Here is a 20761-nt window from a genome sequence, read left to right on the forward strand (position 1 = left end):
TGGCTTGCCAGCGATAGCGGTAGGCCAGGCAACAGAGATGTCGGCTGAACTGGCCTCATCGCTTGCAGGCAAGCTCCTACAGGTTGTGGGGTGTACAGGGATTCTGCGGACAGACTGGATCCTTTGTGGGAGCCAGCCTGCTGGCGATGGCGGTGGGTCAGGCAGCAGAAATGCCGGCAGTGCCGGCATCATCGCTGGCAAGTCGAGTCGTCGCACCGCAGCTCCCACAAGTGTTTGCGGTGTGCCTGGATTTTGCAGGCACCGGTGATACCTGTGGGAGCTGGCTTGCCAGCGATGGGGTCAGCAAGGGCACCGGTCATTTTTCTGCATGATTGCGCTGGAAGGTCTCCTCCCCCATCGCCGTAATCTGCCCCTCGATCAACGCCTCGAACGGCTTGAGCAGCGGCTCGAACGACGCCGGCGCCTCCAGCGTCTGCAAGGCCTGGACGATCGCCTCGACCGTGGACAACGCCCCGGGCCCGGGCGCCTTGCGCAAGCGGTAGCGGGACACCCCGCCGTCGGCCAGCGTCACCCGCGGCAGCGCCGCCAGCAACGGGTTGAGGTGCAGCAGCTTGCGCGCCTTGCGCCAGGTGCCGTCGGGCACCACCAGCAGCAGCGGTTCGTCGGACGCGCCGTAGGCCTGCAGCGGCTGCGCATCGTCCGCCGGAAACAGCAAGCGCGCCTGATACCCCGGCCGGTTCAGCAGCGCCGGCAGATCCTCGAACACCTCACCGACGATCAGCTCGGCGTTGGTCAGCCCCAGCGCCGCCAGCCGCGCCGTGTTGAGCGCATGGTTGACTTCGCTCGGGTGCTGCAGCAGCAACACGCGCGTGCGGCTGTCGAGGCGGGGGATCAGCGCGCACAGGCAATGGGTTAGGGGGCGCAGGCAGCGCGAGCATTGGGGTCTGGACATTTTCAGGCCTGATTGAGCTGGGCTTTGAGCAAATCGCGGAAGGTCTGGATCAGCGGCTCGCGGCTGCGGCCACGGCGCATGATCATCGAGAACGGCGCCTGGTAGCCGAAGGTCGCCGGCAGCAGCACACGCAGGTCGCCCTTGTCGGCCCAGGCTTGGGCGTAATGCTCCGGCAGGTAACCGATGTAGGCGCCGGACAGCACCAGGATCAGCTGCGCCTCCATGCTTTCCACCGTCGCGGCGCTGTGCTTGAAGCCGTGGCGGGCCAGTTCCGCCTGGCTCCAGTAGCCGCGCCCGACCATGCGCTGCTGGGTGATGACCTGCTCGGGGATCCGCCGCTCGGTGAACAGCGGATGACGGTTGCTGCAGTACAGCCAGTGCTGCTCGCGGTACAGCGGCATGTACACCAGGCCGCTCATGCGCGTGGAGAACGCGCCGATGGCCAGGTCGAGGCGGTTGTCCTGCACGCCCAGCTGCAATTCGTAGGGGCTCATCACCGACAGGTGCAGGTGCACCGCCGGGTGCTCCTGGCTGTAGGCGCCGATGGCCTCGGCGAACGGCAGGGCTTTGTCGCTGACGGTGGAGTCGATCACCCCGAGGTTGAGCGTGCCGCGCAGCTCGCCCTTGAGCGCGGCGGCGTACTGCTCGAAGCCTTCGAGCTCGGCCAACAGGCGCAGGGTCTCCTGATGGAACAGCTCGCCCTTGCTGGTCAGGCTGAACCCGCCGCGCCCGCGGTGGCACAGCACCAGGCCGAGGGCGGCCTCCAGCTGGCTCATGTAGGTGCTGATCGCCGAGGTCGACAGGTTGAGCTCCTGCTGGGCGTTGGCGAATCCCTGATGGCGCACCACGCTGACGAAGATGCGCAAAAGTTTCAGGTCGGGTAAAGCGTTGGCCATACAAATGCTCCGGACTCGGGTAAAGCGCTCAACTCAACACAACGGAAAACCCTGCAGGAGCGAGCCTGCTGGCGATGGCGGTGGCTCAGTCAACGTTGACGCTAGCCGCCAGTCCGTCATCGCGAGCAGGCTCGCTCCCACGGGTTTTGTATTCGTCATCCCAATTGGGGATGGCCGAGAAGTCTATCTCGCGCCTCGCCATTAGTTCAGAAAAATCTGAACTAAGTATTTGCCCGCAGCGATTCTTCCGACCTGCGGCATTTCGCAGAATCCGCCCACAACGGTGCCCTAACCTTGCGTAAGCGGCGTACCCGAACAACTAAAACAAAGACGATGAGGCCCTACCCGTGGACAAGATTCTTCACCAACCACTGGGCGGCAACGAAATGCCGCGCTTCGGCGGCATCGCCACCATGCTCCGACTCCCCCACCTCGACACCGCCGCCGGCCTCGACGCCGCCTTCGTCGGCGTGCCGCTGGACATCGGCACCTCCCTGCGCCCTGGCACCCGTTTCGGGCCGCGCGACATCCGCACCGAATCGGTGATGATCCGCCCGTACAACATGGCCACCGGCGCCGCCCCGTTCGACTCGCTGTCGGTGGCCGACATCGGCGACGTGGCGATCAACACCTTCAACCTGCTCGACGCCGTGCGCATCATCGAAGAAGCCTACGACAACATCCTCGAGCACAACGTGATCCCGCTGACCCTGGGCGGCGACCACACCATCACCCTGCCGATCCTGCGCGCCATCCATAAAAAGCACGGCAAGGTCGGCCTGGTGCACATCGACGCTCACGCCGATGTGAACGATCACATGTTCGGCGAGAAGATCGCCCACGGCACGACCTTCCGTCGCGCCGTCGAAGAAGGCCTTCTGGATTGCGACCGCGTGGTGCAGATTGGTCTGCGGGCCCAGGGCTACACCGCCGACGACTTCAACTGGAGCCGCGACCAGGGTTTCCGCGTGGTGCAGGCCGAAGAGTGCTGGCACAAGTCGCTGGAGCCGTTGATGGCCGAAGTGCGCGAGAAGGTCGGCGGCGGCCCGGTGTACCTGAGCTTCGACATCGACGGCATCGACCCGGCCTGGGCGCCCGGCACCGGCACCCCGGAAATCGGCGGCCTGACCACCATCCAGGCGATCGAGATCGTGCGCGGCTGCCAGGGCCTCGACCTGATCGGCTGCGATCTGGTAGAAGTCTCGCCCGCCTACGACACCACCGGCAACACCTCGCTGCTGGCCGCCAACCTGCTGTACGAAATGCTCTGCGTACTGCCTGGCGTGGTCCACCGCTGAGGGTTCGCCATGAACGAACGTGATCAGGTTCTGCAGGCGGCCGCCGACCTTGTGTCCGCCTTCGCCCGCAACGACCGCGAAGCCTACTTCGGTGCCTTCAGCGCCGACGCCAGCTTCGTGTTCCACACCCTCGAACAGCCCCTGCTGTCGCGCGACGCCTATCAGGCGCTGTGGGACAGCTGGCGCGCCGAGGATGGCTTCGAGGTGCTCTCGTGCACCTCAAGCAACGCCTACGTCAGCCTGCAAGGTGACGTGGCGGTGTTCATCCATGACGTGGCCACCGAGCTGCGCATGCAAGGGGAGCAACACTTCAGCCAGGAGCGCGAGACGATTGTGTTCAGGAAACACGCGTCGAGCCTAGAACAACAAGGCCTATGGCTGGCCTGCCATGAACATTTGTCCGCAATGCCGGAAGGGCTGCCACCCCCTTAGCCAAACAGGCGACGACCACGCACGATGGGCGCGCCTTGATGATCGGAGCAGATCATGAATAACAAGAACAACGACCAAAGCCTTACGCAGATTGAAACCCACGGGGTCGAACAGATCCCGGACCACGAACGCACCGCAGGTCCCGTGGACTTGTTCCGCATGATCTTCGGCGGCGCCAACACCTTCGCCACCGCCGTGCTCGGCAGTTTCCCGGTGCTGTTCGGCCTGTCTTTCCAGGCCGGTGTCTGGGCGATTGTCTCGGGCGTGCTGCTGGGTTCGCTGATCCTTGCGCCGATGGGCCTGTTCGGCCCGCTCAACGGCACCAACAACGCCGTGTCGTCCGGTGCGCACTTCGGCGTGCACGGACGGATCGTCGGCTCGTTCCTGTCGCTGCTGACCGCCATCGCCTTCTTCTCGCTCTCGGTGTGGAGTTCGGGGGATGCGCTGATCGGCGGCGCCAAGCGCCTGATCGGCCTGCCGGAAACCGACCTGACCCTGGGCCTGGCCTACGGCCTGTTCGCGGTGCTGGTGCTGACCGTGTGCATCTACGGCTTCCGCTTCCTGCTGTGGGTCAACAAGATCGCGGTGTGGAGCGCCAGCCTGCTGTTCCTGCTGGGTGCGTTCGCCTTCGCCGGCCCCTTCGATGCGCAGTACGCCGGCACTGTCAGCCTCGGCCAGCCGGGCTTCTGGGCGGCGTTCATCGGTGCGGCGCTGGTGGCCATGAGCAACCCGATCTCCTTCGGCGCGTTCCTCGGCGACTGGGCCCGCTACATCCCGCGCGACACCTCCCGGCAGCGGATCATGACGGCGGTGATCCTTTCGCAGATCGCCACCTTCATCCCGTTCCTGTTCGGCCTGACCACCGCCACTATCGTGGCGATCCAGGCGCCGGACTACATCGCGGCCAACAACTACGTCGGCGGCCTGCTGGCGGTGTCGCCGGGCTGGTTCTTCCTGCCGGTGTGCCTGATTGCGGTGATCGGCGGCATGTCCACCGGCACCACGTCGCTGTACGGCACCGGCCTTGACATGTCCAGCGTGTTCCCGCGGGTGCTGTCGCGGGTCAAGGCGACGCTGCTGATCGGCGTGCTGTCGATCGCCTTCATCTTCATCGGGCGCTTCGCGGCCAACCTGGTGCAGAGCGTGTCGACCTTCGCCGTGCTGATCATCACCTGCACCACCCCGTGGATGGTGATCATGATCATCGGCCTGGTGGTGCGCCGCGGCTTCTACTGCCCGGACGACCTGCAAGTGTTCACCCGCGGCGAGCGAGGCGGCCGCTACTGGTTCCACCACGGCTGGAACTGGCGCGGCATGGGCGCCTGGATCCCCAGCGCGGCGGTCGGCCTGTGCTTCGTCAACCTGCCGGGGCAGTTCGTCGGCCCGCTGGGCGAACTGGCCGGCGGCATCGACATCAGCCTGCTGGTGACCCTGGGCCTGGCCTCGGTGCTGTACCTGATGCTGCTGAGCCTGTTCCCGGAGCCGGCGCTGGTGTACGGCCCGCAGGATGCCCGGAGCCGACAGACAGATGCACAGAGCAAGACGGCCATGCGCCAAGCCGCCTGACCAAACGCTGTACCCCTGTGGGAGCGGGCTTGCCCGCGATGACGGCGGCACATCCGGCAATGATGCGACGGATGCACCGCTTTCGCGGGCAAGCCCGCTCCCACAGGGAATCGAACTCGGCCTCAACATAAAAAAGACAATCGGAGACACGCCATCATGGCTTTGGATTTATTCGTCGTCCTCATCTACGCGGCCGGCATGCTCTTGCTCGGCTACTTCGGCATGCGCAAGGCCAAAACCAACGAAGACTTCCTGGTCGCCGGGCGCAACCTGGGCCCGAGCCTGTACATGGGCACCATGGCGGCGACCGTGCTGGGCGGTGCGTCCACCGTCGGCACCGTGCGCCTGGGCTATGTGCACGGGATCTCCGGCTTCTGGCTGTGCGCGGCCCTGGGCTGCGGCATCGTCGCGCTGAACCTGTTCCTGGCCAAGCCGCTGCTGAAACTGAAGATCTACACCGTCACTCAGGTGCTGGAGAAGCGCTACAACCCGATGGCCCGCTCGGCGAGCGCGGCGATCATGCTGGCCTACGCGCTGATGATCGGCGTGACCTCGATCCTGGCCATCGGCACCGTGCTGCAGGTGCTGTTCGGCCTGCCGTTCTGGATCTCGGTGCTGCTGGGCGGCGGCGTGGTGGTGGTCTACTCGGCCATCGGCGGCATGTGGTCGCTGACCCTGACCGACATCGTCCAGTTCATCATCAAGACCGTGGGCCTGATGTTCATCCTGTTGCCGATCTGCCTGTACCGCGTCGGCGGCTGGGACGACCTGGTGATGAAGCTGCCGGCGGCGGCGTTCAACTTCACCACCATCGGCTGGGACACGATCATCACCTACTTCATGATCTACTTCTTCGGCATCCTGATCGGTCAGGACATCTGGCAACGGGTGTTCACCGTCAAGAACGAGAAAGTGGCCCAGTACGCCGGCAGCTTCGCCGGGGTCTACTGCATCCTCTACGGCCTGGCCTGCGCCCTGATCGGCATGGCGGCCCACGTGCTGATCCCGGACCTGGACAACGTCAACAACGCCTTCGCCGCCATCGTCAAACTGTCGCTGCCGGACGGCATCCGCGGCCTGGTGATCGCCGCCGCGCTGGCCGCGATGATGTCCACCGCCAGCGCCGGCCTGCTGGCTGCGTCCACCACCCTGACCGAAGATCTGCTGCCCAAGCTGCGCGGCGGCAAGCCGTCGAGCCTGGGCATCAATCGCCTGTTCACCCTGCTGACCGGCGCCGTGGTGCTGGCCATCGCCCTGGTGGTGAACGACGTGATCAGCGCCCTGACCCTGGCCTACAACCTGTTGGTGGGCGGCATGCTGATCCCGCTGATCGGCGCGATCTTCTGGAAGCGCGCGACCACCGCCGGCGCCATCGCCAGCATGGGCATGGGCTTCGCCACGGCGCTGCTGTTCATGGTCAAGGACGGTCTGGACGCCAACACCCCGATCTACTACAGCCTGGCCGTGGGCCTGGTGAGCTTCGTGGTGGTGAGCCTGATGTCCCGTCGCCCTGCCCCGGTGGCCAGCGCGATCTAAGCTTCACATAACGACTCGATGCTTTCTTCGGCGGGTGTGGCGTCGGTTGCCACACCCGTTTTTTTCGTCTGGAGAAAATGATTGATGAAGATCGTCAGCCGCGACCGGTGGTTCGAAGTCCAGTCCCTGGGCGACGGCATCCGCCTGATCCACGAGCCGTACATCCGGCCGTTCTACCGCTGCAACCTGTGGCACATCCAAGGCCGCGACAAGGACCTGCTGCTCGACAGCGGCTCGGGGCTGGTCAGCCTGCGCGAACAACTGCCCTGGCTCACCGAGCGGCCGCTGGTGGCGGTGGCCAGCCATTGCCACTTCGACCACATCGCCGGCCACCACGAATTCGCCGAGCGGCTGGTGCATCCGGCCGAGGCCGACATCCTGGCGGCGCCGGACGGCGACAACGACCTGAGCCGCGCCTTCGTCGGCGACGACATGTTCGAGGCCCACCCGGACTGCCCGCTGTGCTATGCCGAGTACCGGGTCAAGGCAGCGCCGGCCACCGGCTTCGTCGAGGACGGCGACGTGCTGGACCTGGGCGACCGCACGCTGCAGGTGCTGCACACGCCGGGGCATTCGCCGGGCGGGATCAGCCTGTACGAAGCGGCGACCCAAACCCTGTTCAGCGGCGACATCATCTACGACGGCCCGCTGATCGAAGACGCCTACCACTCCGACCTCGACGACTACGCCGCCAGCCTGCGGCGCCTGCACGGCCTGCCGGTGCGCACGGTGCATGGCGGGCACTTCGGCAGCTTCTCCGGGGAGCATCTGCGGGGAATGATTGACCAGTGGCTGCGCCGGCACGGGTGAAGCCTGCTGTACTCCATCAGGTCGACACCTTCGAATGACTGCCATGAACAGAGCCGCCGTGCGCGCCGCCGTGCACCGATTCATCTTTCGCCTGCTGGAGAACCGCGAATTCGACGACAACACCAGCCTGGCGCAATTGGGGCTGGAGAAAGCGGACATCGAAGATCTGATCTTTCATCTGGAAGATGAATTCGGACTGACGGCGTTCACCGCGGAGGAAGACCGAATGCTCAGGCGCGCGAAAACGGCGAATGACTTGAGTCGGTTCCTGATGGAAATCAGCCGGCATTGAGAACGGTTGTCTGATACGTGCTTGAGGACGAGACCGGCTGAGTCGAAGAGCAGGTCTGTGTGGCGAGGGCGCTTGCTCCCGCCGGGCCGCCAAGCGGCCCTGTGATGGGTGGCGGCTGAGCCGTAGGCGGGAGCAGGCGCCCTCGCCACAGGATTGCGCCTTGGTTACCGGCGACGCGGCTGACGCCGGCGCTGTTCGTCGTCGGTGCGGATCGGTACGGGTTGCAGAGGCGGTTCGATCAAGCCGAGGGCAACACCCAAATCGTGCAGCCAGTTCTGAATTTTCTCTTTCATCGTCATGCCCCCTTCAGGGTGGTGCCGAGCGGCCGGAATTCTGAGGCCGCTTCGCACTGATAATAGTCTGAAGTCCTACGCAATGCGCAGTGAAATCCGCAATGATCTGTTACTGAATCGGACGAAATCCCTGACCGTTCGCTCAAGCCGTTTCCCGCGTGTCTTCACCGGCCACGGGATAGAGCGCCCGCTGCTGTTCGATCCAGGCATTGAGGTTGGCGCCGACCATCCCTCTGCGCCACATCAGCCACGTCGTCGCGCTGGCGAACGGCTCGGCCAGCGGGTGCACCGCCACGCCTTCGCGCCCCGGCAGGCTGGCGAGCATCGACTCGGACATCAGCGCCACCCCGCTGCCGGCGATCACGCAGGCCAGCATGCCCTGATACGACTCGATCTCCATCGCCCGGCCCATGGCCGCGTGGTAGTGGGCAAACCAGGATTCCAGCCGCGCACGGTAGGCGCAGCCATGGCGAAAGGTGAACACCGCGCGCCCCTCGACATCCTTGGCGCTGCGCACCGGCGGGTGCTCGGCCTCGCTGATCAGCACCAGCCGCTCGTTGCACAGCGGCACGCCGTCGATGCCCGCCAGCTGCGGCGGGCCGTCCACCAGCGCCGCGTCGAGCCGACCGGTGAGCAGTCCTTCGAGCAGCTCACCGCTGGGCCCGGACTGCACTTGCAGGTTCACCGCCGGATAGCGCTTGTGATAGCGGGCCAGCAGCGCCGGCAGATGGATCGCCGCCGTGCTGTACAGCGTGCCCAGCACGAAGTCCCCCGCCGGCTGCCCGCCCATCACCGCCGCGCTGGCCTGGTCACGCAGGGCGAACAGCTTGCCGGCGTAGTCCAGCAGGACTTTTCCCGCAGGCGACAGCTGTAAACGCTGACGCTCGCGGACGAACAGTTCGACGCCCAACTGCTCCTCCAGCTGTTTAAGCCGGGTCGACAGGTTGGACGGCACCCGGTGCAGGCGTTCGGCGGCGCGGGTGATCGAACCTTCCTCGGCCACCGCCTGAAAGATCCGCAGTTGGCTGAATTCCACGAGTATTCTCCGTAACAGAACAAGTTACTCACTATTATTCAATTTTAAAGAAAGTCAATCAGTCCTAGCCTGACGGTCATCGAACCTTCCTGGAACTGCGACCATGTCACCGCTGATTCGCCTTCTCGCCAGTTTTGTCGCCCTGATGATGGCCATGGGCATCGGGCGTTTCGCCCTCACCCCGCAAATGCCGCACCTGCTCAGCGAAGGCCAGGTCGACCTGACCGCCGCCGGCCTGATCGCCGCCGCCAATTACCTCGGCTACCTGCTGGGCGCGGTGGATGCGATGTTTTCCCGTCGGCCGGAGCAGGTGCGCGGCCGCTTGCACGGCGGCCTGTGGCTGTGCGTGCTGCTGACCCTGGCCTCGTTCTGGGCCGACGGGTTCTGGTCGCACCTGATCCTGCGCTTCGGCACCGGCGTGGCCAGCGCCTGGGTGCTGGTGATGATCACGGCCTTGAGCCAGCCGCTGGCGTTGGCCGCCGGTCGCCCACGGCTGGGCGCGGTGGTGTTTGCCGGGCCGGGATTGGGGATTTTTCTGACAGGCCTGCTGGCGCTGGCCTCACACCTGTTGAACCAGACGTCCGCCACCTTGTGGCTGATCTACGCCGCCGTGGCGCTGGCGATGCTGCTGGGCATCGTGCGGATCCTGCCGCAACCGGCCGTTCCGGCGGCCGCAGCCCCCGAGGCCAGCGGCGCGCCGACCCGCGGCATCGCCCGGCTGGCCGCGGTGTACGCACTGTACGGGGTGGGTTACATCATTCCGGCCACGTTCCTGTCGCAGATGGCCAACGCGCAGTTCCACGGGCAATGGCAGGCGGATCTGTTCTGGCCCTGCTTCGGCCTGGCGTCGGCCCTCGGCGTCGTGCTGGTGAGCCTGCGCAAGCCCGATGGGGGCACCACCCGCCATTGGCTGCTGGCCACCCTGTGGCTGCAGGCGGCCGGGGTGTTCGCCTGTCTGTTGGGCAGCGGCGCCGGGCTGGCGCTGGGGGTGATCCTGTGCGGCACGCCGTTCCTGGCCTGCATGCAACTGGTGATGCAGCGCTCGCGGGAGCTGGCGCCCCACGCCACCCAGCGCAACGCCGGGCTGCTGACCGCGTGCTTCGCGGTCGGTCAGCTCAGCGGCCCGTTGCTGGCGGCGCTGAGCAGCCATTTCGGCGGCGGCCTGCAACCGGCGCTGGTGCTCGCCGGCAGCGGCCTGCTGGTCGCCGGCGGCCTGGCCCTGCAACCGCTCAGGGCTGACCCAGAGCTTTGCGCAGGCGCCGGCGCACCCACTGCTCGGCGCTGACGAAGGTGATGCCGAGCAGCACCAGCACCGCGCCGGCGATGAAGTTCAGGCTCAGCTTCTCGCCCAGCAGCAACACGCCGAACGTGACGCCGAACAGCGGCGTCATGAACGAAAACACCGCCAGGTTGGCCGCCAGGTAGCGCCGCAGCAGCCAGAACCAGATCAGGTAGCTGAAGAACGACACCACCACGCCCTGGAACAGCACGCTGGCCACCGCCACGCCGGTGAGGCTGACATGGGTGATCTGGCCGCTGAACAGCGCAATCGCCAGCAGGCCGAGGAAACCGACGATCAGCTGATAGAACAGGGTCAGCGTCACCGGCGCCTCGGACAGGCGCGAGGCGCGCACCACCACCGTGGTCGCGCCCCAGCAGGCGCCGGCCAGCACGCCCAGGGCATCGCCCAACAGCATGCGCCGGTCGAGGTTGTCCCACGACACCCCGCCGGCGAAGGCGATGGCGATGCCGACGAACGCCAGGCAGATGCCCAACCACTGCACCGCGCGCAGACGCTCGCCGGGCAGCAGGAAATGCACGCCCAGCGCCGTGAAGATCGGCGCGGTGTAGAGGAACACCGACATGTGCGCCGCCGTGGTCAGTTGCAGCCCCTCGGCGATGAAGAAGAACTCGAGGCCGAACAAGGCACCGGCCAGCAGGCCGCCGCGCCAGGTCGCGCCCACCTGGTCCCAGCCGCCCTTGACGCAGATCAGCAGGCCCACCAGCAACGCCGAGATCCCCGACCGACCGGCCGCCTGCATCACCGGCGCGATGTCGGCCGCCGCCCACTTGATCATCACCTGCTGCACGCCCCAGACCAGGCACAGGCCGATCATCACTTGCAGGGCGAAACCGTCGGCGTTGCGCCGCTCGGCGCTCATCGCGACACCTCGAACACACAGGTCATGGCAGATTTCCCCAACGCTGAAAATAAAGCCCCGGACGGATCCGGGGCAAATGGATGACGGCTGCGCCGTCCATCGCGAGCAGGCTCGCTCCCACAGGGAACGAGGCCGGTTCGGGCAGCACAGACAGCGGTAAAACTCAGGTCAGCTCGATGCGGTCGGCATGGATGACGATCTGGCCGTTCTTGTACAACGCCCCGATGGCCTTCTTGAAGTTGCCCTTGCTGACGCCGAACAGGCTGCTGATCAGCACCGGATCGCTCTTGTCGCTCACCGCCAGGGTGCCGTTGCTTTCGCGCAGCTTGGCGAGGATCTTCGCGTTCAGGCTGCCCGCCGCTTCCTGGCCGACCGGTTGCAGGCTGAGGCTGATCTTGCCGTCGGCGCGCATTTCCTTGATGAAGCCCTTCTCGCGCATGCCCGAGCGCATGTACTTGAAGATCTCGTTCTTGTGGATCAGGCCCCAATGCTTGTTGTTGATGATCGCCTTGTAGCCCATGTCGGTGGACTCGACGACCAGCAGATCGACCTCTTGCCCAGGCGCGTAGGTGGCCGGGGTCTTGTCCAGGTAGCGGTCCAGCCGCGCGGTGGCGGTGATGCGGCGGGTGCGCTTGTCGAGGTACGCATGCACCACGCAGTAGTCGCCGGCGCTCAACTGGCGCTTTTCCTCGGAGTACGGCAGCAGCAGGTCCTTGGGCAGGCCCCAATCGAGGAACACGCCGATGCTGTTGATCTCGACCACCTTGAGGCTGGCGAACTCGCCGACCTGAATTTTCGGTTTCTCGGTGGTGGCGAGCAGTTTGTCTTCGCTGTCCAGATAGACGAACACGTTGAGCCAGTCTTCATCTTCGCTGGGCACATCCTTGGGGACGTAGCGGTTGGGCAAGAGAATCTCGCCGTCGGCGCCGCCGTCCAGGTACAGGCCGAAGCTGGTGTGCTTGACCACTTGCAAACTGTTGTAACGCCCGACTAAAGCCATTTCCAATACCCTCACTTGCGTGGGCGGCATTCTACCCGGTTTTGTCCGGTGCGTTGACGGCACGAACGGCCGGCGAGGCAGATTCGCCCATGGCTTGGGCTTCCTTTCAACGGTGCCGTTCGTCCGATTGTCGAAAGGGCCTGCTGCATGCTGCGCTTGCCTCCGTGCCCGCCTGCGTTCTGATTCAAAACAGGAGGTTAGCGGGTCGTTTCAACCTACGGGCGACAATATCCGACTTTTCAGGTTGGTCTTTGCCCTGGACATTCACCCAGATTTTGTCGGGGAATTACGGTAGTCTGGCCGGCCGAGCCACTTTTACAGGTCAATGCCCGCCATGCGTGTCAAAGCCTCCGCCAGCAAAGCCAAGCCCGCTCCAGCCGTTGAAACCAGCGAATCGCTGAACGACCAGATCGCCGCGTTCCTCAAGTCCGGCGGCGAGATCCAGCAGATCGCCAAAGGCGTCAGCGGCCAGACCTACGCCCCTTCCCGGCAGATCAGCCTGGGCAAGAAGTAACCCCTCCGTCCACAGGCGCTTTGAGCTTCGAAGCGTCTGGACCGGCCCCTCGCTGCACCTCTCTCGCGTTTAATCCCTCACCGACAATCGACGAACGGCCCCCGGCGCCGATCATTCGCCGGTATCCTTGCACGCGTCTGGATAAAGCGTTTCAGCAGGTCCTACCGCCCTGCCCTCGCTGTTCAAGGAGTGACGCATGTTCAAACCCTTCTGTTTATTGCTTGTCGGCCTGCTGGCCTGCCCCGGCGCCGTTGCGCAGATCTTCCAGCGCGAACTCGGCGACTTCGACCTCAAGCTCGGCACCAGCCCCAGCCGCAGCATGGCCCAAGGCCTGGTCAAGCCTTCGGCGGTCGGCGCCTTCCACGGCGGCCTCGACCTGAGCCACGACAGCGGCTTCTACTTCGGCCAATGGTCGCCCAGCATGGGCATCACGCCGGGCAAAGACCTGGAAGTCGATTCTTACCTGGGCTTCAAGCAACCCTTCGACCAGACCCTGGGCTACGAAGTCGGCACGATCCGCTACAGCTATCCCCGCGTCGACACGCCCGACAGCCAGGAACTGTTCGGCGGCCTGACCCTGCTCGGCAGCCGTTTCGGCCTGGCCTTCAGTGACGATCCGGACAAGCGCAACAACACTCTGTTCGCCGACTTCGGCGGCAACCAGCCGTTCGGCATCGGCATCAGCATGAAGTACACCCGCCACCGGCTGAACACGCCGGTGTCGGTGGACGGCGGTTATGTCAGCGCCTTCAGCGACTGGTCGCTGAAGTTCTCCCGCCCGTTCATGGGCATCGACCTGAACCTGATCTACAGCAACTCCAGCCTCGGCGGCAGCGACTGCTCAGCCTACTCCGGCCACAACAGCCAATGCGACGGGCTGGTCACGCTAAAGGCCGAGCGCGCGTTCTATTGATCGGCTGAACCGGCGGGGCCATGCTGCGTTCACATGAACATCAGACTGGCTTTCGCAAGGATTCGCCCATGTCTCGCCGGTTCAAGCACCTCTTTGTCCTGTTGGCCTTCATCCTCGCCCTCGGCGCCTGCAGCCGCATCGGCCTGGCCTACCGCAACCTCGACGTGATCATTCCGTGGACGCTCAGCGACTACCTGGACATGAACGGCGAGCAGAAAGGCTGGTTCAACGAGCGCCTCAAGGCGCACCTGAGCTGGCACTGCACCACGCAGTTGCCGGGTTACCTCGACTGGCTGGACCGCCTGCAAACGATGGTCGAGCGCAACCAGGTCACCGACGACGCCCTTCAGGCCCGCACGGCGGAAGCCAAGCAGGCCATCGCCGAGACCGCCCGGCAGATCACCCCGTCGGCCGTCGAACTGCTGCAAGGGCTGGACGACCGGCAGGTCGCCGAGATGAACGACGCGTTCGCCAAGGATCTGCGCAAACGCGAGCAGGAATACCTCAAGCCGCCGCTCAACCAACAGATCGCCGAACGCGGCGCCCGCATGGACAAGCGCCTGAACGACTGGCTCGGGCCCCTGAGCGTGACGCAAGAACGACGGGTAATGGCCTGGTCTACGGCGCTGGGCGACCAGAACACCCAGTGGATCGCCAACCGTGCCCACTGGCAAAAGCAGTTCAGCGCGGCGGTGGCGCAGCGGCAGAGCCCCGGGTTCCCACAAAGGATCGAGACGCTTCTGGTCAACCGCGAGAGCTTATGGACGCCGGACTACCGCACGGCCTACGCCAACACGGAGGCCCAGGCCCGTTCGCTGATCGTCGACCTCATGGCCGAGAGCACGCCGCAGCAGCGTCAGCGGCTGTTGAAGAAGATCGAGGGCGTGCGCAAGGACTTCAACGACCTCAAATGCCTGAAAGCTGCCCAAAGCAGCTAGGCCAGCGGTGCCTGGGCGGGCGCCATCGCCAGCAGGCTGGCTCCCACAGTGGTTTGGGGTGGCCGCCGGTCCTGAGTCCATCCGCGAGACCTGTGGGAGCCAGCCTGCTGGCGATGGCGGCCTGTCAGCCACCGGAGAGGTCGGCTGTGATGGCCCAATCGCTGGCAAGCCAGCTCCCACAGTGGTTTGGGGTGGCCGCCGGTTCTGAGTCCATCCGCGAGACCTGTGGGAGCCAGCTTGCTGGCGATGGCGGCCTGTCAGCCACCGGAGAGGTCGGCTGTGATGGCCCAATCGCTGGCAAGCCAGCTCCCACAGTGGTTTGAGGTGGCCGCCGGTCCTGAGCCCAACCACAGGTTTGTGTGGTGTACAGGGATCCTGCGGACACCGGCGATACCTGTAGGAGCCAGCCTGCGGGCGATGGCGTCAGTGAGGCCACCGCAATACGCTGGCGAAAGGCTCAGGCAATCTGCGCCTTGGAGGCCACCCCGTCGAACGTCCGCTCGTCCAGCGCATCTTCCTGCTCGTCCAGCACCTGCCGAGGGTGGTCGTTGCCGGGGATGCTGCTGTCGATCAGGCTCAGCAGGCTCGCGCCGCGCGGGGTCAGGATGAAGTTCTCCCCGGTGCCGCCTTCCTCTTCCGGCCGGGGCTCGATGTAGCCGCGCAATAGCAGCAGTTTTTCGTACTCGCAGGCCAGGGTCTTCAGGTGATCCAGGTTGTCTATCGGCTCACCGGCGGCGGCCTTCTCCGCCGCGTGCTGCTCGGCGTAGGGCCGTGGCGTGAAGCTGTGGCCGGCGCTGTTCTGCGCTTCGTGCAGCAAGCGCTCGATCAAATCCCAGTTGTAAGTCGTCATCCGATTCAACCTCCGGTGTGCGTCAGTGAAAACGCTCTCAAAAGGTGTGACCGGAGGCGTCCGGTGCCGTTCAGCCGGATTCACGGCGCCGACCGACCGGCGGTCTGTCGAATTCCCCCCTGAGTGAACGACTAGTCTGAGACAGACGGTTTCAACCCCCGCAGGAGAAATCATCATGAATGTGCAGAATCATCCGGTGGTGTCGCGCGAAGAATGGCTCGCCGCCCGCCAACGACACCTGGCCGACGAAAAGGCCTTCACCCGCGAACGCGACCGCCTCAGCGCCCAACGCCGCGCCCTGCCCTGGGTGAAGGTCGACAAGGACTACCGCTTCCACGGCCCCGACGGCGAACTGAGGCTGGCCGATCTGTTCGGTGAGCACAGCCAACTGATCGTCTACCACTTCATGTTCGCCAAGGGCTGGGAAGAAGGCTGCCAGGGCTGCTCGTTCCTGGCCGACCACTTCGACGGCGCCGACCTGCACCTGGCCCATCACGACATCGCCCTGGTGGCGGTGTCCCACGCACCGTTCGCCGAGTTCCAGGCCTTCAAGCGGCGGATGGGCTGGAGATTCGATTGGGTGTCGTCAGACGGTTCCGATTTCAACTACGACTTCGGCGTTTGCGCCCGGAGCGAAGACGCCGACGCCGGCAAGGCCACCTACAACTACGAAAAGACCGACAGCGCCGAGGAAGAAATGCCGGGGCTGAGCGTGTTCTACCGGGATGAGGCCGGCGCGATCTTCCATACCTATTCCACGTATGCGCGGGGCCTGGACCTGTTGGTGGGCGCCTACAACTTTCACGACCTCACGCCCAAGGGCAGGAATGAGGACGAGATCATGGACTGGGTGCGGCATCATGACCGCTATGAGGGTGGGGCGAAATCGGCGTGCTGCCACGGTGAATGAACAGGAGCGCGAACGGGGAGAGGGCTTCCCCGTTGTGCCCATGAAGCTCTTCGGTTTGGGGGGCGGTAGAGCAATCACTTGACCACTGCTCCACTAAGCCGCCGCATCACTCGACCGGCAAATACCCATAACCACGCACCATGGCTTTGCCTTCTTCAGCCTTGCGCACCCGGATGAATTCCATCGAGCGCTCTTGCGTGTATTCGACGAAGTACTCCTTGCCCGCTTCGACCGGCAAGGTCAGGCGCACATTGCGTGGGTTCGGTTGCTGGCCGGCAGAAACCTTGTGCAGGCCCGGGCTCACGTATACCCAGGAGTAGTTGCGGTCGTTGAGGGCGACGACGGCGCTGTCGTTGATGCTGAACACGCTGTCGTACAGGCTGCCTTGCAGGACCTGGGTGCGCATCATGTAGACCAGCGCCTTGCCTTGGGGCGGCTGGGGCGGGTCGAAATAAGGCTTTGAAGGTTTGTTGTGGCCGCAAGCGGTCAACACCGTCATCAGCAGCAGTGCCGAAAGACCTTTGATGAAGCCGTTCATTGGTTTTGCCCCAGCAGTTGATTGAGCACCGGCCCCATCTTTTCTTCCACGGTGGCGAGTTTCGACAGGTCGAAACCACCTTGATTGGTCAGGTAGTAATGGGCGAAGCCGATCTGTTGGTCGCCCTTGTAGAGCCGGACGCTGGCATCTGACAGGTACATGGACAAGTCCCACGAACGGATCGCGGTGTAGCTCATGCGGTATTCGCAACTGGCCGGAACGGGCGCGGCGTAGAGCTGACTCTCGATCGAATGGCGGCGCAGCAGGTTCTGCATCCCGGCGACGAAATCGCCCACCACCACTTGCGGGTTCTCTTCGATGCACAGTTTCGTGATCTTGTATTGAGGCGCGACCGGCTCGACCTTGATGTTGGTGCAACCGGTCAGCGCCAGCAGCAGCCCTGCCGTGACGACTCTATGCAGCATGTGCAGTCCTTTGGATCGCGAAAGATATCAAAATAGTGGCGCATGCTAGGTGAAGCCCCGATGACGGTCAATCGGCGGCCGATGCGAATGAACTTTCAGCATCGACGGCGCCTCAACCGGTTAACCCGCCTTGACCGCCACGTGAGGCCTGACCGATGAAAACCCTGCTCAAACTGACCCTCGCCGCCACCCTCGCCTGCGCCCTGCCCGCCTGGGCCTGCACCCCTGAAGAAGCCACCGCCAAACGCGAAGAGCTGGCCCGCCAAGTCACCCGGCTCACCGAACAGAACCCGGCCAAGGCCAAGGAAATCAACGACGAGTTGCAGAAGATGGACCTGGGCACCGCCAGCGCCGACCTGCCGGACAAGTGCCAGTTGATCGATCAACGCCTGAAGGAACTGAACACCGCCGAGAAAAAGGCTGAGGGCTGACCCGCCGTCGTCGCCTGCAAACACCTCGCGCCCCTTCGGACACGGCAGCCGGTCGTCGTCCGCAGCCCTCGAATTTGCATAAATGCAATTATTTTCTTGCATTAACGCATATCCATCCTATGGTTACGTTGAGCCCGTCACCGGAACCTGCCATCGGACATGGCACCTCTCGTGCGCCGGAGGGCTCTGCGACAACGCAACGCCTACGCAAGCCGGAGGCTTGTCTTCACTCATGGAGGATTGAACGATGTTGAACACAGAAACCCCATCACGCCACGCCGACGCACTGCCAAGGTGCCTGGCCGGCCGTCTGCTCGACCCGCAGCTGGAGGAGGTCGAAGCGGCGGCCCTCGCGGCACCGCTCGCCGCCAGCCTGAACTTCACCGTGCAGCAGCAGACCCAGACCAACTGGTGCTGGGCCGCCGCGTCCGCGTCGGTCGGCAACTACTACGGCACCGGTTCCTGGACCCAGTGCGCCGTGGCCAGCACCGCGCTGGACCGCAACTGCTGCAACCAGCCGGGGCCGTGCAACATCTACGGCTACCTGGACACGGCACTGCGGATCACCCGCAGCTACAACGGCATGAACCAGGGCTCGCTGCAGATGGCGGCCATCCAGAACCAGATCAACATGGGCCGTCCCGTGTGCCTGCGCTGCGCCTGGTACGGCGGCGGTGCGCATTTCCTGACGATCTACGGCACCAACGGCAACTATGTGCTGGTCGCGGATTCCATCTACGGCTACTCGACCCGCGCGCTGAACACGTTCCCCGGTTCCTACAACGGCGGCGGCAACTGGACCCACACTTACTTCACGGCCAAAAACTAGGAGGGCCTCGACATGCAACTGACTTATCCGAAAGCGCCTTCCAACGGCGTGCAGACCCTGCGCCCGGCCTTGCAGGCCGCGTTGCAGACCCAGGGTTTCGGCGTCAACCGCCAGTTCGCCAATGCCGCGGCGGGCCAGATCAGCCTCAGCGAGGCCTATCGCGGCTACTCGCTGAGCCTGGAGGATCTGAGCCAAGGCAAGGGACTGAAGGACGCCAGGCTCGGCAACTGGCATTACCTGGTGTTCGCCGACGGCGTATCGATTGCCGATGCGCAGTTGGCCGACGTGCGCGGCCATGCCGAGTTCGCGTCGCTGAACCACGGCAACCTGGCGGCCGCCACGGTCGATGCGTTGAAACTGGCGGAGCAGTCTGCGCAGTTGCAGGGCAAGACCGTCGAACTGCGGGTGCTGTTCGTGTCGGCCCTGAGCGTTGTGGCGATCTGGCTGCACGGCAGCGGTGAGGACGTGCTGATCCCGATCGCGCCGACGCCCAAAACCCTGGCGACCGCCCAGGTGTACGACGCCGCCGCCCTGCTGGCGCGGCTCAAGCCCGCGGCCGATCAGGCGCGGCAGCACTATGATGCGGACACCACCGGGCTGTTGGGAGGCTGACCCGCGGCGGGCATAAAAAAACCCGGACGCTGTCCGGGTTTTTCGTTGGCTGTGCGCGGTGGCTCACTCAGCCGCAGGCGCTGGCTTGCGGCGCTTGAGCGGGGCCAGACCGTCGCTGCTCACCAGCGAATCCGACTTCGGCCGGTTGACGATCTTGCGCTTGTTCGGCGCCTTGGCGGCGGCTTTTTTCTTGTCGCCCTTGCCGTCGGTCTTTTTCTTCTTGGTGCCGGCGGCCTTGCCCGACGCCTTGACCTTTTTCGGACCTGCGTAGGTGCCTTTGACTTCCTTGATGGTGCGGCGCTCGAAGCTCTGCTTGAGGTAGCGCTCGATGCTCGACATCAGGTTCCAGTCGCCGTGGCAGATCAGCGAGATCGCCAGGCCTTCGGCGCCGGCGCGGCCGGTGCGGCCGATGCGGTGCACGTATTCGTCGCCGCTGCGCGGCATGTCGAAGTTGATCACCAGGTCCAGGCCGTCGACGTCCAGGCCACGGGCCGCCACGTCGGTGGCCACCAGGATCTTGACGCTGCCCTGCTTGAGGCGGTCGATCGCCAGTTTGCGGTCCTTCTGGTCCTTCTCGCCGTGCAGCACGAACGCTTTGTAGTCTTGGGCGACGAGGCGGCCGTAGATGCGGTCGGCCATGACCCGGGTGTTGGTGAAGATGATGGCCTTGGCGTAGGTCTCGTTTGCCAGCAGCCAGTTGACGATCTGCTCTTTATGCTGGTTGTGGTCGGCGGTGATGATCTGCTGACGGGTGGTTTCGTTCAGTTGGCTGACCGCGTTGAGCTGCAGGTGCTCAGGGTTCTTCAGCACCTTGGCGACCATCTCGCGCAGGCCCGAACCGCCGGTGGTGGCGGAGAACAGCAGGGTCTGGCGCTGCTCGGGGCATTCGTTGACCAGGCGCTGCACGTCGTCGGCAAAGCCCATGTCGAGCATGCGGTCGGCCTCGTCCAGCACCAGCACTTCGATTTCCTTGAGGTCCAGGTTGCCGGCGTTCAGGTGCTCGATCAGGCGACCCGGGGTGCCGATCAGGATGTCCGGCACCTTGCGCAGCATCGCGGCCTGCACCTTGAAGTCTTCGCCGCCGGTGATCAGGCCGGACTTGATGAAGGTGAACTGCGAGAAGCGCTCGACTTCCTTCAGCGTCTGCTGGGCCAGTTCGCGGGTCGGCAGCAGGATCACGGTCTTGATGCTGACGCGGATCTTGGCCGGGCCGATCAGGCGGTTGAGGATCGGCAGGACGAACGCGGCGGTCTTGCCGCTGCCGGTCTGCGCCGTCACCCGCAGGTCACGCCCCTGGAGCGCCAGCGGAATGGCCGCGGCTTGCACAGGCGTTGGCTCGACAAATTTCAGCTCGTCCACGGCTTTGAGCAAACGTTCGTGCAGGGCGAATTGGGAAAACACGGGGGCGACCTCGAAGATGGGCAAAAAACAGCTGCATAGGTTACCGGTTTCGAGCGCTCAGGCCGAGTTTCTTTGTACAAACGGTGGCAAACAGTGGCTTTTTTGTTGCCTGATTTGTCTCCAACGGTAATACACAGCGTCTTGAATGCTCTAATCGTCCCTCGCG

At 64.6% G+C, this 20761-nt stretch carries 24 protein-coding genes; 14 read left to right on the forward strand and 10 right to left on the reverse strand.

The features are described from left to right. Positions 1 to 316: 316 nt before the first annotated feature. Together CAG31_RS21575 and CAG31_RS21580 are read right to left on the reverse strand one after the other, a co-directional pair. A complete protein-coding gene (locus tag CAG31_RS21575) occupies positions 317 to 913 on the reverse strand; it encodes a tRNA-uridine aminocarboxypropyltransferase (RefSeq protein ID WP_085584954.1) in 597 nt (198 codons plus the stop codon). 2 nt (positions 914 to 915) lie between these two features. Beyond that, positions 916 to 1809, reverse strand: a complete 894-nt coding sequence (locus tag CAG31_RS21580) for a LysR family transcriptional regulator (RefSeq protein ID WP_085584957.1) — start codon at positions 1807 to 1809, stop codon at positions 916 to 918. A gap of 347 nt (positions 1810 to 2156) precedes the next feature. Here CAG31_RS21580 and speB point away from each other — a divergent pair, with 347 nt between their 5' ends. The 6 genes from speB to CAG31_RS21610 all read left to right on the forward strand — a co-directional run bounded on the left by speB (position 2157) and on the right by CAG31_RS21610 (position 7743). Continuing rightward, positions 2157 to 3107 carry an agmatinase gene (gene speB / locus CAG31_RS21585; RefSeq protein ID WP_085584959.1) on the forward strand — a complete coding sequence of 317 codons (951 nt, stop codon included), beginning with the start codon at positions 2157 to 2159 and terminating at the stop codon, positions 3105 to 3107. Between the two features lie 9 nt (positions 3108 to 3116). Beyond that, a complete protein-coding gene (locus CAG31_RS21590) occupies positions 3117 to 3539 on the forward strand; it encodes a nuclear transport factor 2 family protein (protein ID WP_085584961.1) in 423 nt (140 codons plus the stop codon). A 54-nt stretch (positions 3540 to 3593) separates the two neighbouring features. After that, positions 3594 to 5105 carry a cytosine permease gene (locus CAG31_RS21595; RefSeq protein ID WP_085584963.1) on the forward strand — a complete coding sequence of 504 codons (1512 nt, stop codon included), beginning with the start codon at positions 3594 to 3596 and terminating at the stop codon, positions 5103 to 5105. Between the two features lie 156 nt (positions 5106 to 5261). Continuing rightward, positions 5262 to 6641: a sodium:solute symporter gene (locus CAG31_RS21600; RefSeq protein ID WP_085584965.1), complete on the forward strand. Its 1380-nt coding sequence runs from the start codon at positions 5262 to 5264 to the stop codon at positions 6639 to 6641. Between the two features lie 84 nt (positions 6642 to 6725). Continuing rightward, positions 6726 to 7451, forward strand: a complete 726-nt coding sequence (locus CAG31_RS21605; protein ID WP_085584967.1) for an MBL fold metallo-hydrolase — start codon at positions 6726 to 6728, stop codon at positions 7449 to 7451. Between the two features lie 43 nt (positions 7452 to 7494). Then, entirely contained in the window at positions 7495 to 7743 is a 249-nt protein-coding gene (locus CAG31_RS21610) for a phosphopantetheine-containing protein (RefSeq protein ID WP_085584969.1), read from the forward strand. A gap of 164 nt (positions 7744 to 7907) precedes the next feature. On the opposite strand, the gene CAG31_RS28770 is transcribed toward CAG31_RS21610, so the two are convergent. Together CAG31_RS28770 and CAG31_RS21615 are read right to left on the reverse strand one after the other, a co-directional pair. After that, positions 7908 to 8036 (reverse strand): PA1414 family protein, encoded by a 129-nt coding sequence (locus tag CAG31_RS28770; protein WP_003184145.1) that lies wholly within the window; start codon positions 8034 to 8036, stop codon positions 7908 to 7910. A gap of 142 nt (positions 8037 to 8178) precedes the next feature. Then, positions 8179 to 9072: a LysR family transcriptional regulator gene (locus CAG31_RS21615; protein WP_085584971.1), complete on the reverse strand. Its 894-nt coding sequence runs from the start codon at positions 9070 to 9072 to the stop codon at positions 8179 to 8181. A 103-nt stretch (positions 9073 to 9175) separates the two neighbouring features. Between CAG31_RS21615 and CAG31_RS21620 the strand changes: the two genes are divergently transcribed. Beyond that, entirely contained in the window at positions 9176 to 10357 is a 1182-nt protein-coding gene (locus tag CAG31_RS21620) for an MFS transporter (RefSeq protein WP_085584973.1), read from the forward strand. On the opposite strand, the gene CAG31_RS21625 is transcribed toward CAG31_RS21620, so the two are convergent. Then, positions 10302 to 11234 carry a DMT family transporter gene (locus CAG31_RS21625; RefSeq protein ID WP_085584975.1) on the reverse strand — a complete coding sequence of 311 codons (933 nt, stop codon included), beginning with the start codon at positions 11232 to 11234 and terminating at the stop codon, positions 10302 to 10304. The genes CAG31_RS21620 and CAG31_RS21625 overlap by 56 nt on opposite strands. A 163-nt stretch (positions 11235 to 11397) precedes the next feature. Then, complete coding sequence (locus CAG31_RS21630) at positions 11398 to 12234, reverse strand: S1 RNA-binding domain-containing protein (protein WP_085584977.1); 837 nt, start codon at positions 12232 to 12234, stop codon at positions 11398 to 11400. A gap of 325 nt (positions 12235 to 12559) precedes the next feature. Here CAG31_RS21630 and CAG31_RS21635 point away from each other — a divergent pair, with 325 nt between their 5' ends. The 3 genes from CAG31_RS21635 to CAG31_RS21645 all read left to right on the forward strand — a co-directional run bounded on the left by CAG31_RS21635 (position 12560) and on the right by CAG31_RS21645 (position 14599). After that, positions 12560 to 12748, forward strand: a complete 189-nt coding sequence (locus CAG31_RS21635) for a hypothetical protein (protein WP_170929956.1) — start codon at positions 12560 to 12562, stop codon at positions 12746 to 12748. A 196-nt stretch (positions 12749 to 12944) separates the two neighbouring features. Then, positions 12945 to 13661, forward strand: coding sequence for a TorF family putative porin (locus tag CAG31_RS21640; RefSeq protein ID WP_085584981.1), 717 nt, complete (start codon positions 12945 to 12947; stop codon positions 13659 to 13661). A 68-nt stretch (positions 13662 to 13729) separates the two neighbouring features. Then, on the forward strand, positions 13730 to 14599 hold the full coding sequence (locus tag CAG31_RS21645; protein ID WP_085584983.1) for a DUF6279 family lipoprotein: 870 nt from the start codon (positions 13730 to 13732) through the stop codon (positions 14597 to 14599). Positions 14600 to 15056: 457 nt separating this feature from the next. Here CAG31_RS21645 and CAG31_RS21650 read toward each other — a convergent pair whose 3' ends face one another. Next, on the reverse strand, positions 15057 to 15449 hold the full coding sequence (locus CAG31_RS21650; RefSeq protein ID WP_085584985.1) for a transcriptional regulator: 393 nt from the start codon (positions 15447 to 15449) through the stop codon (positions 15057 to 15059). A 175-nt stretch (positions 15450 to 15624) separates the two neighbouring features. On the opposite strand from CAG31_RS21650, the gene CAG31_RS21655 reads away from it, so the two are divergent. Beyond that, on the forward strand, positions 15625 to 16359 hold the full coding sequence (locus tag CAG31_RS21655) for a thioredoxin family protein (protein ID WP_085584987.1): 735 nt from the start codon (positions 15625 to 15627) through the stop codon (positions 16357 to 16359). 106 nt (positions 16360 to 16465) lie between these two features. Here CAG31_RS21655 and CAG31_RS21660 read toward each other — a convergent pair whose 3' ends face one another. Further along, positions 16466 to 16897, reverse strand: a complete 432-nt coding sequence (locus CAG31_RS21660; RefSeq protein ID WP_256575482.1) for a DUF2846 domain-containing protein — start codon at positions 16895 to 16897, stop codon at positions 16466 to 16468. Beyond that, positions 16894 to 17322 (reverse strand): Sbal_3080 family lipoprotein, encoded by a 429-nt coding sequence (locus tag CAG31_RS21665; RefSeq protein ID WP_085584989.1) that lies wholly within the window; start codon positions 17320 to 17322, stop codon positions 16894 to 16896. Before CAG31_RS21665 ends, CAG31_RS21660 begins: the two co-directional genes overlap by 4 nt. A gap of 155 nt (positions 17323 to 17477) precedes the next feature. Here CAG31_RS21665 and CAG31_RS21670 point away from each other — a divergent pair, with 155 nt between their 5' ends. The 3 genes from CAG31_RS21670 (at position 17478) to CAG31_RS21680 (ending at position 19194) form a co-directional block, all read left to right on the forward strand. After that, positions 17478 to 17753: a hypothetical protein gene (locus CAG31_RS21670; protein WP_085584991.1), complete on the forward strand. Its 276-nt coding sequence runs from the start codon at positions 17478 to 17480 to the stop codon at positions 17751 to 17753. Positions 17754 to 18000: 247 nt separating this feature from the next. Continuing rightward, entirely contained in the window at positions 18001 to 18582 is a 582-nt protein-coding gene (locus tag CAG31_RS21675) for a C39 family peptidase (protein ID WP_085584993.1), read from the forward strand. Between the two features lie 12 nt (positions 18583 to 18594). Further along, the gene (locus CAG31_RS21680) at positions 18595 to 19194 is read left to right on the forward strand and encodes a hypothetical protein (RefSeq protein WP_085584995.1); all 600 of its coding nucleotides are present in this window, start codon (positions 18595 to 18597) and stop codon (positions 19192 to 19194) included. 63 nt (positions 19195 to 19257) lie between these two features. On the opposite strand, the gene CAG31_RS21685 is transcribed toward CAG31_RS21680, so the two are convergent. After that, positions 19258 to 20595, reverse strand: coding sequence for a DEAD/DEAH box helicase (locus CAG31_RS21685; RefSeq protein ID WP_085585253.1), 1338 nt, complete (start codon positions 20593 to 20595; stop codon positions 19258 to 19260). Positions 20596 to 20761: the final 166 nt, after the last annotated feature.

Origin of the sequence: Pseudomonas sp. R25(2017), from assembly GCF_002112565.1 — a bacterium.
Classification (GTDB): Bacteria; Pseudomonadota; Gammaproteobacteria; order Pseudomonadales; family Pseudomonadaceae; genus Aquipseudomonas; species Aquipseudomonas ekonensis.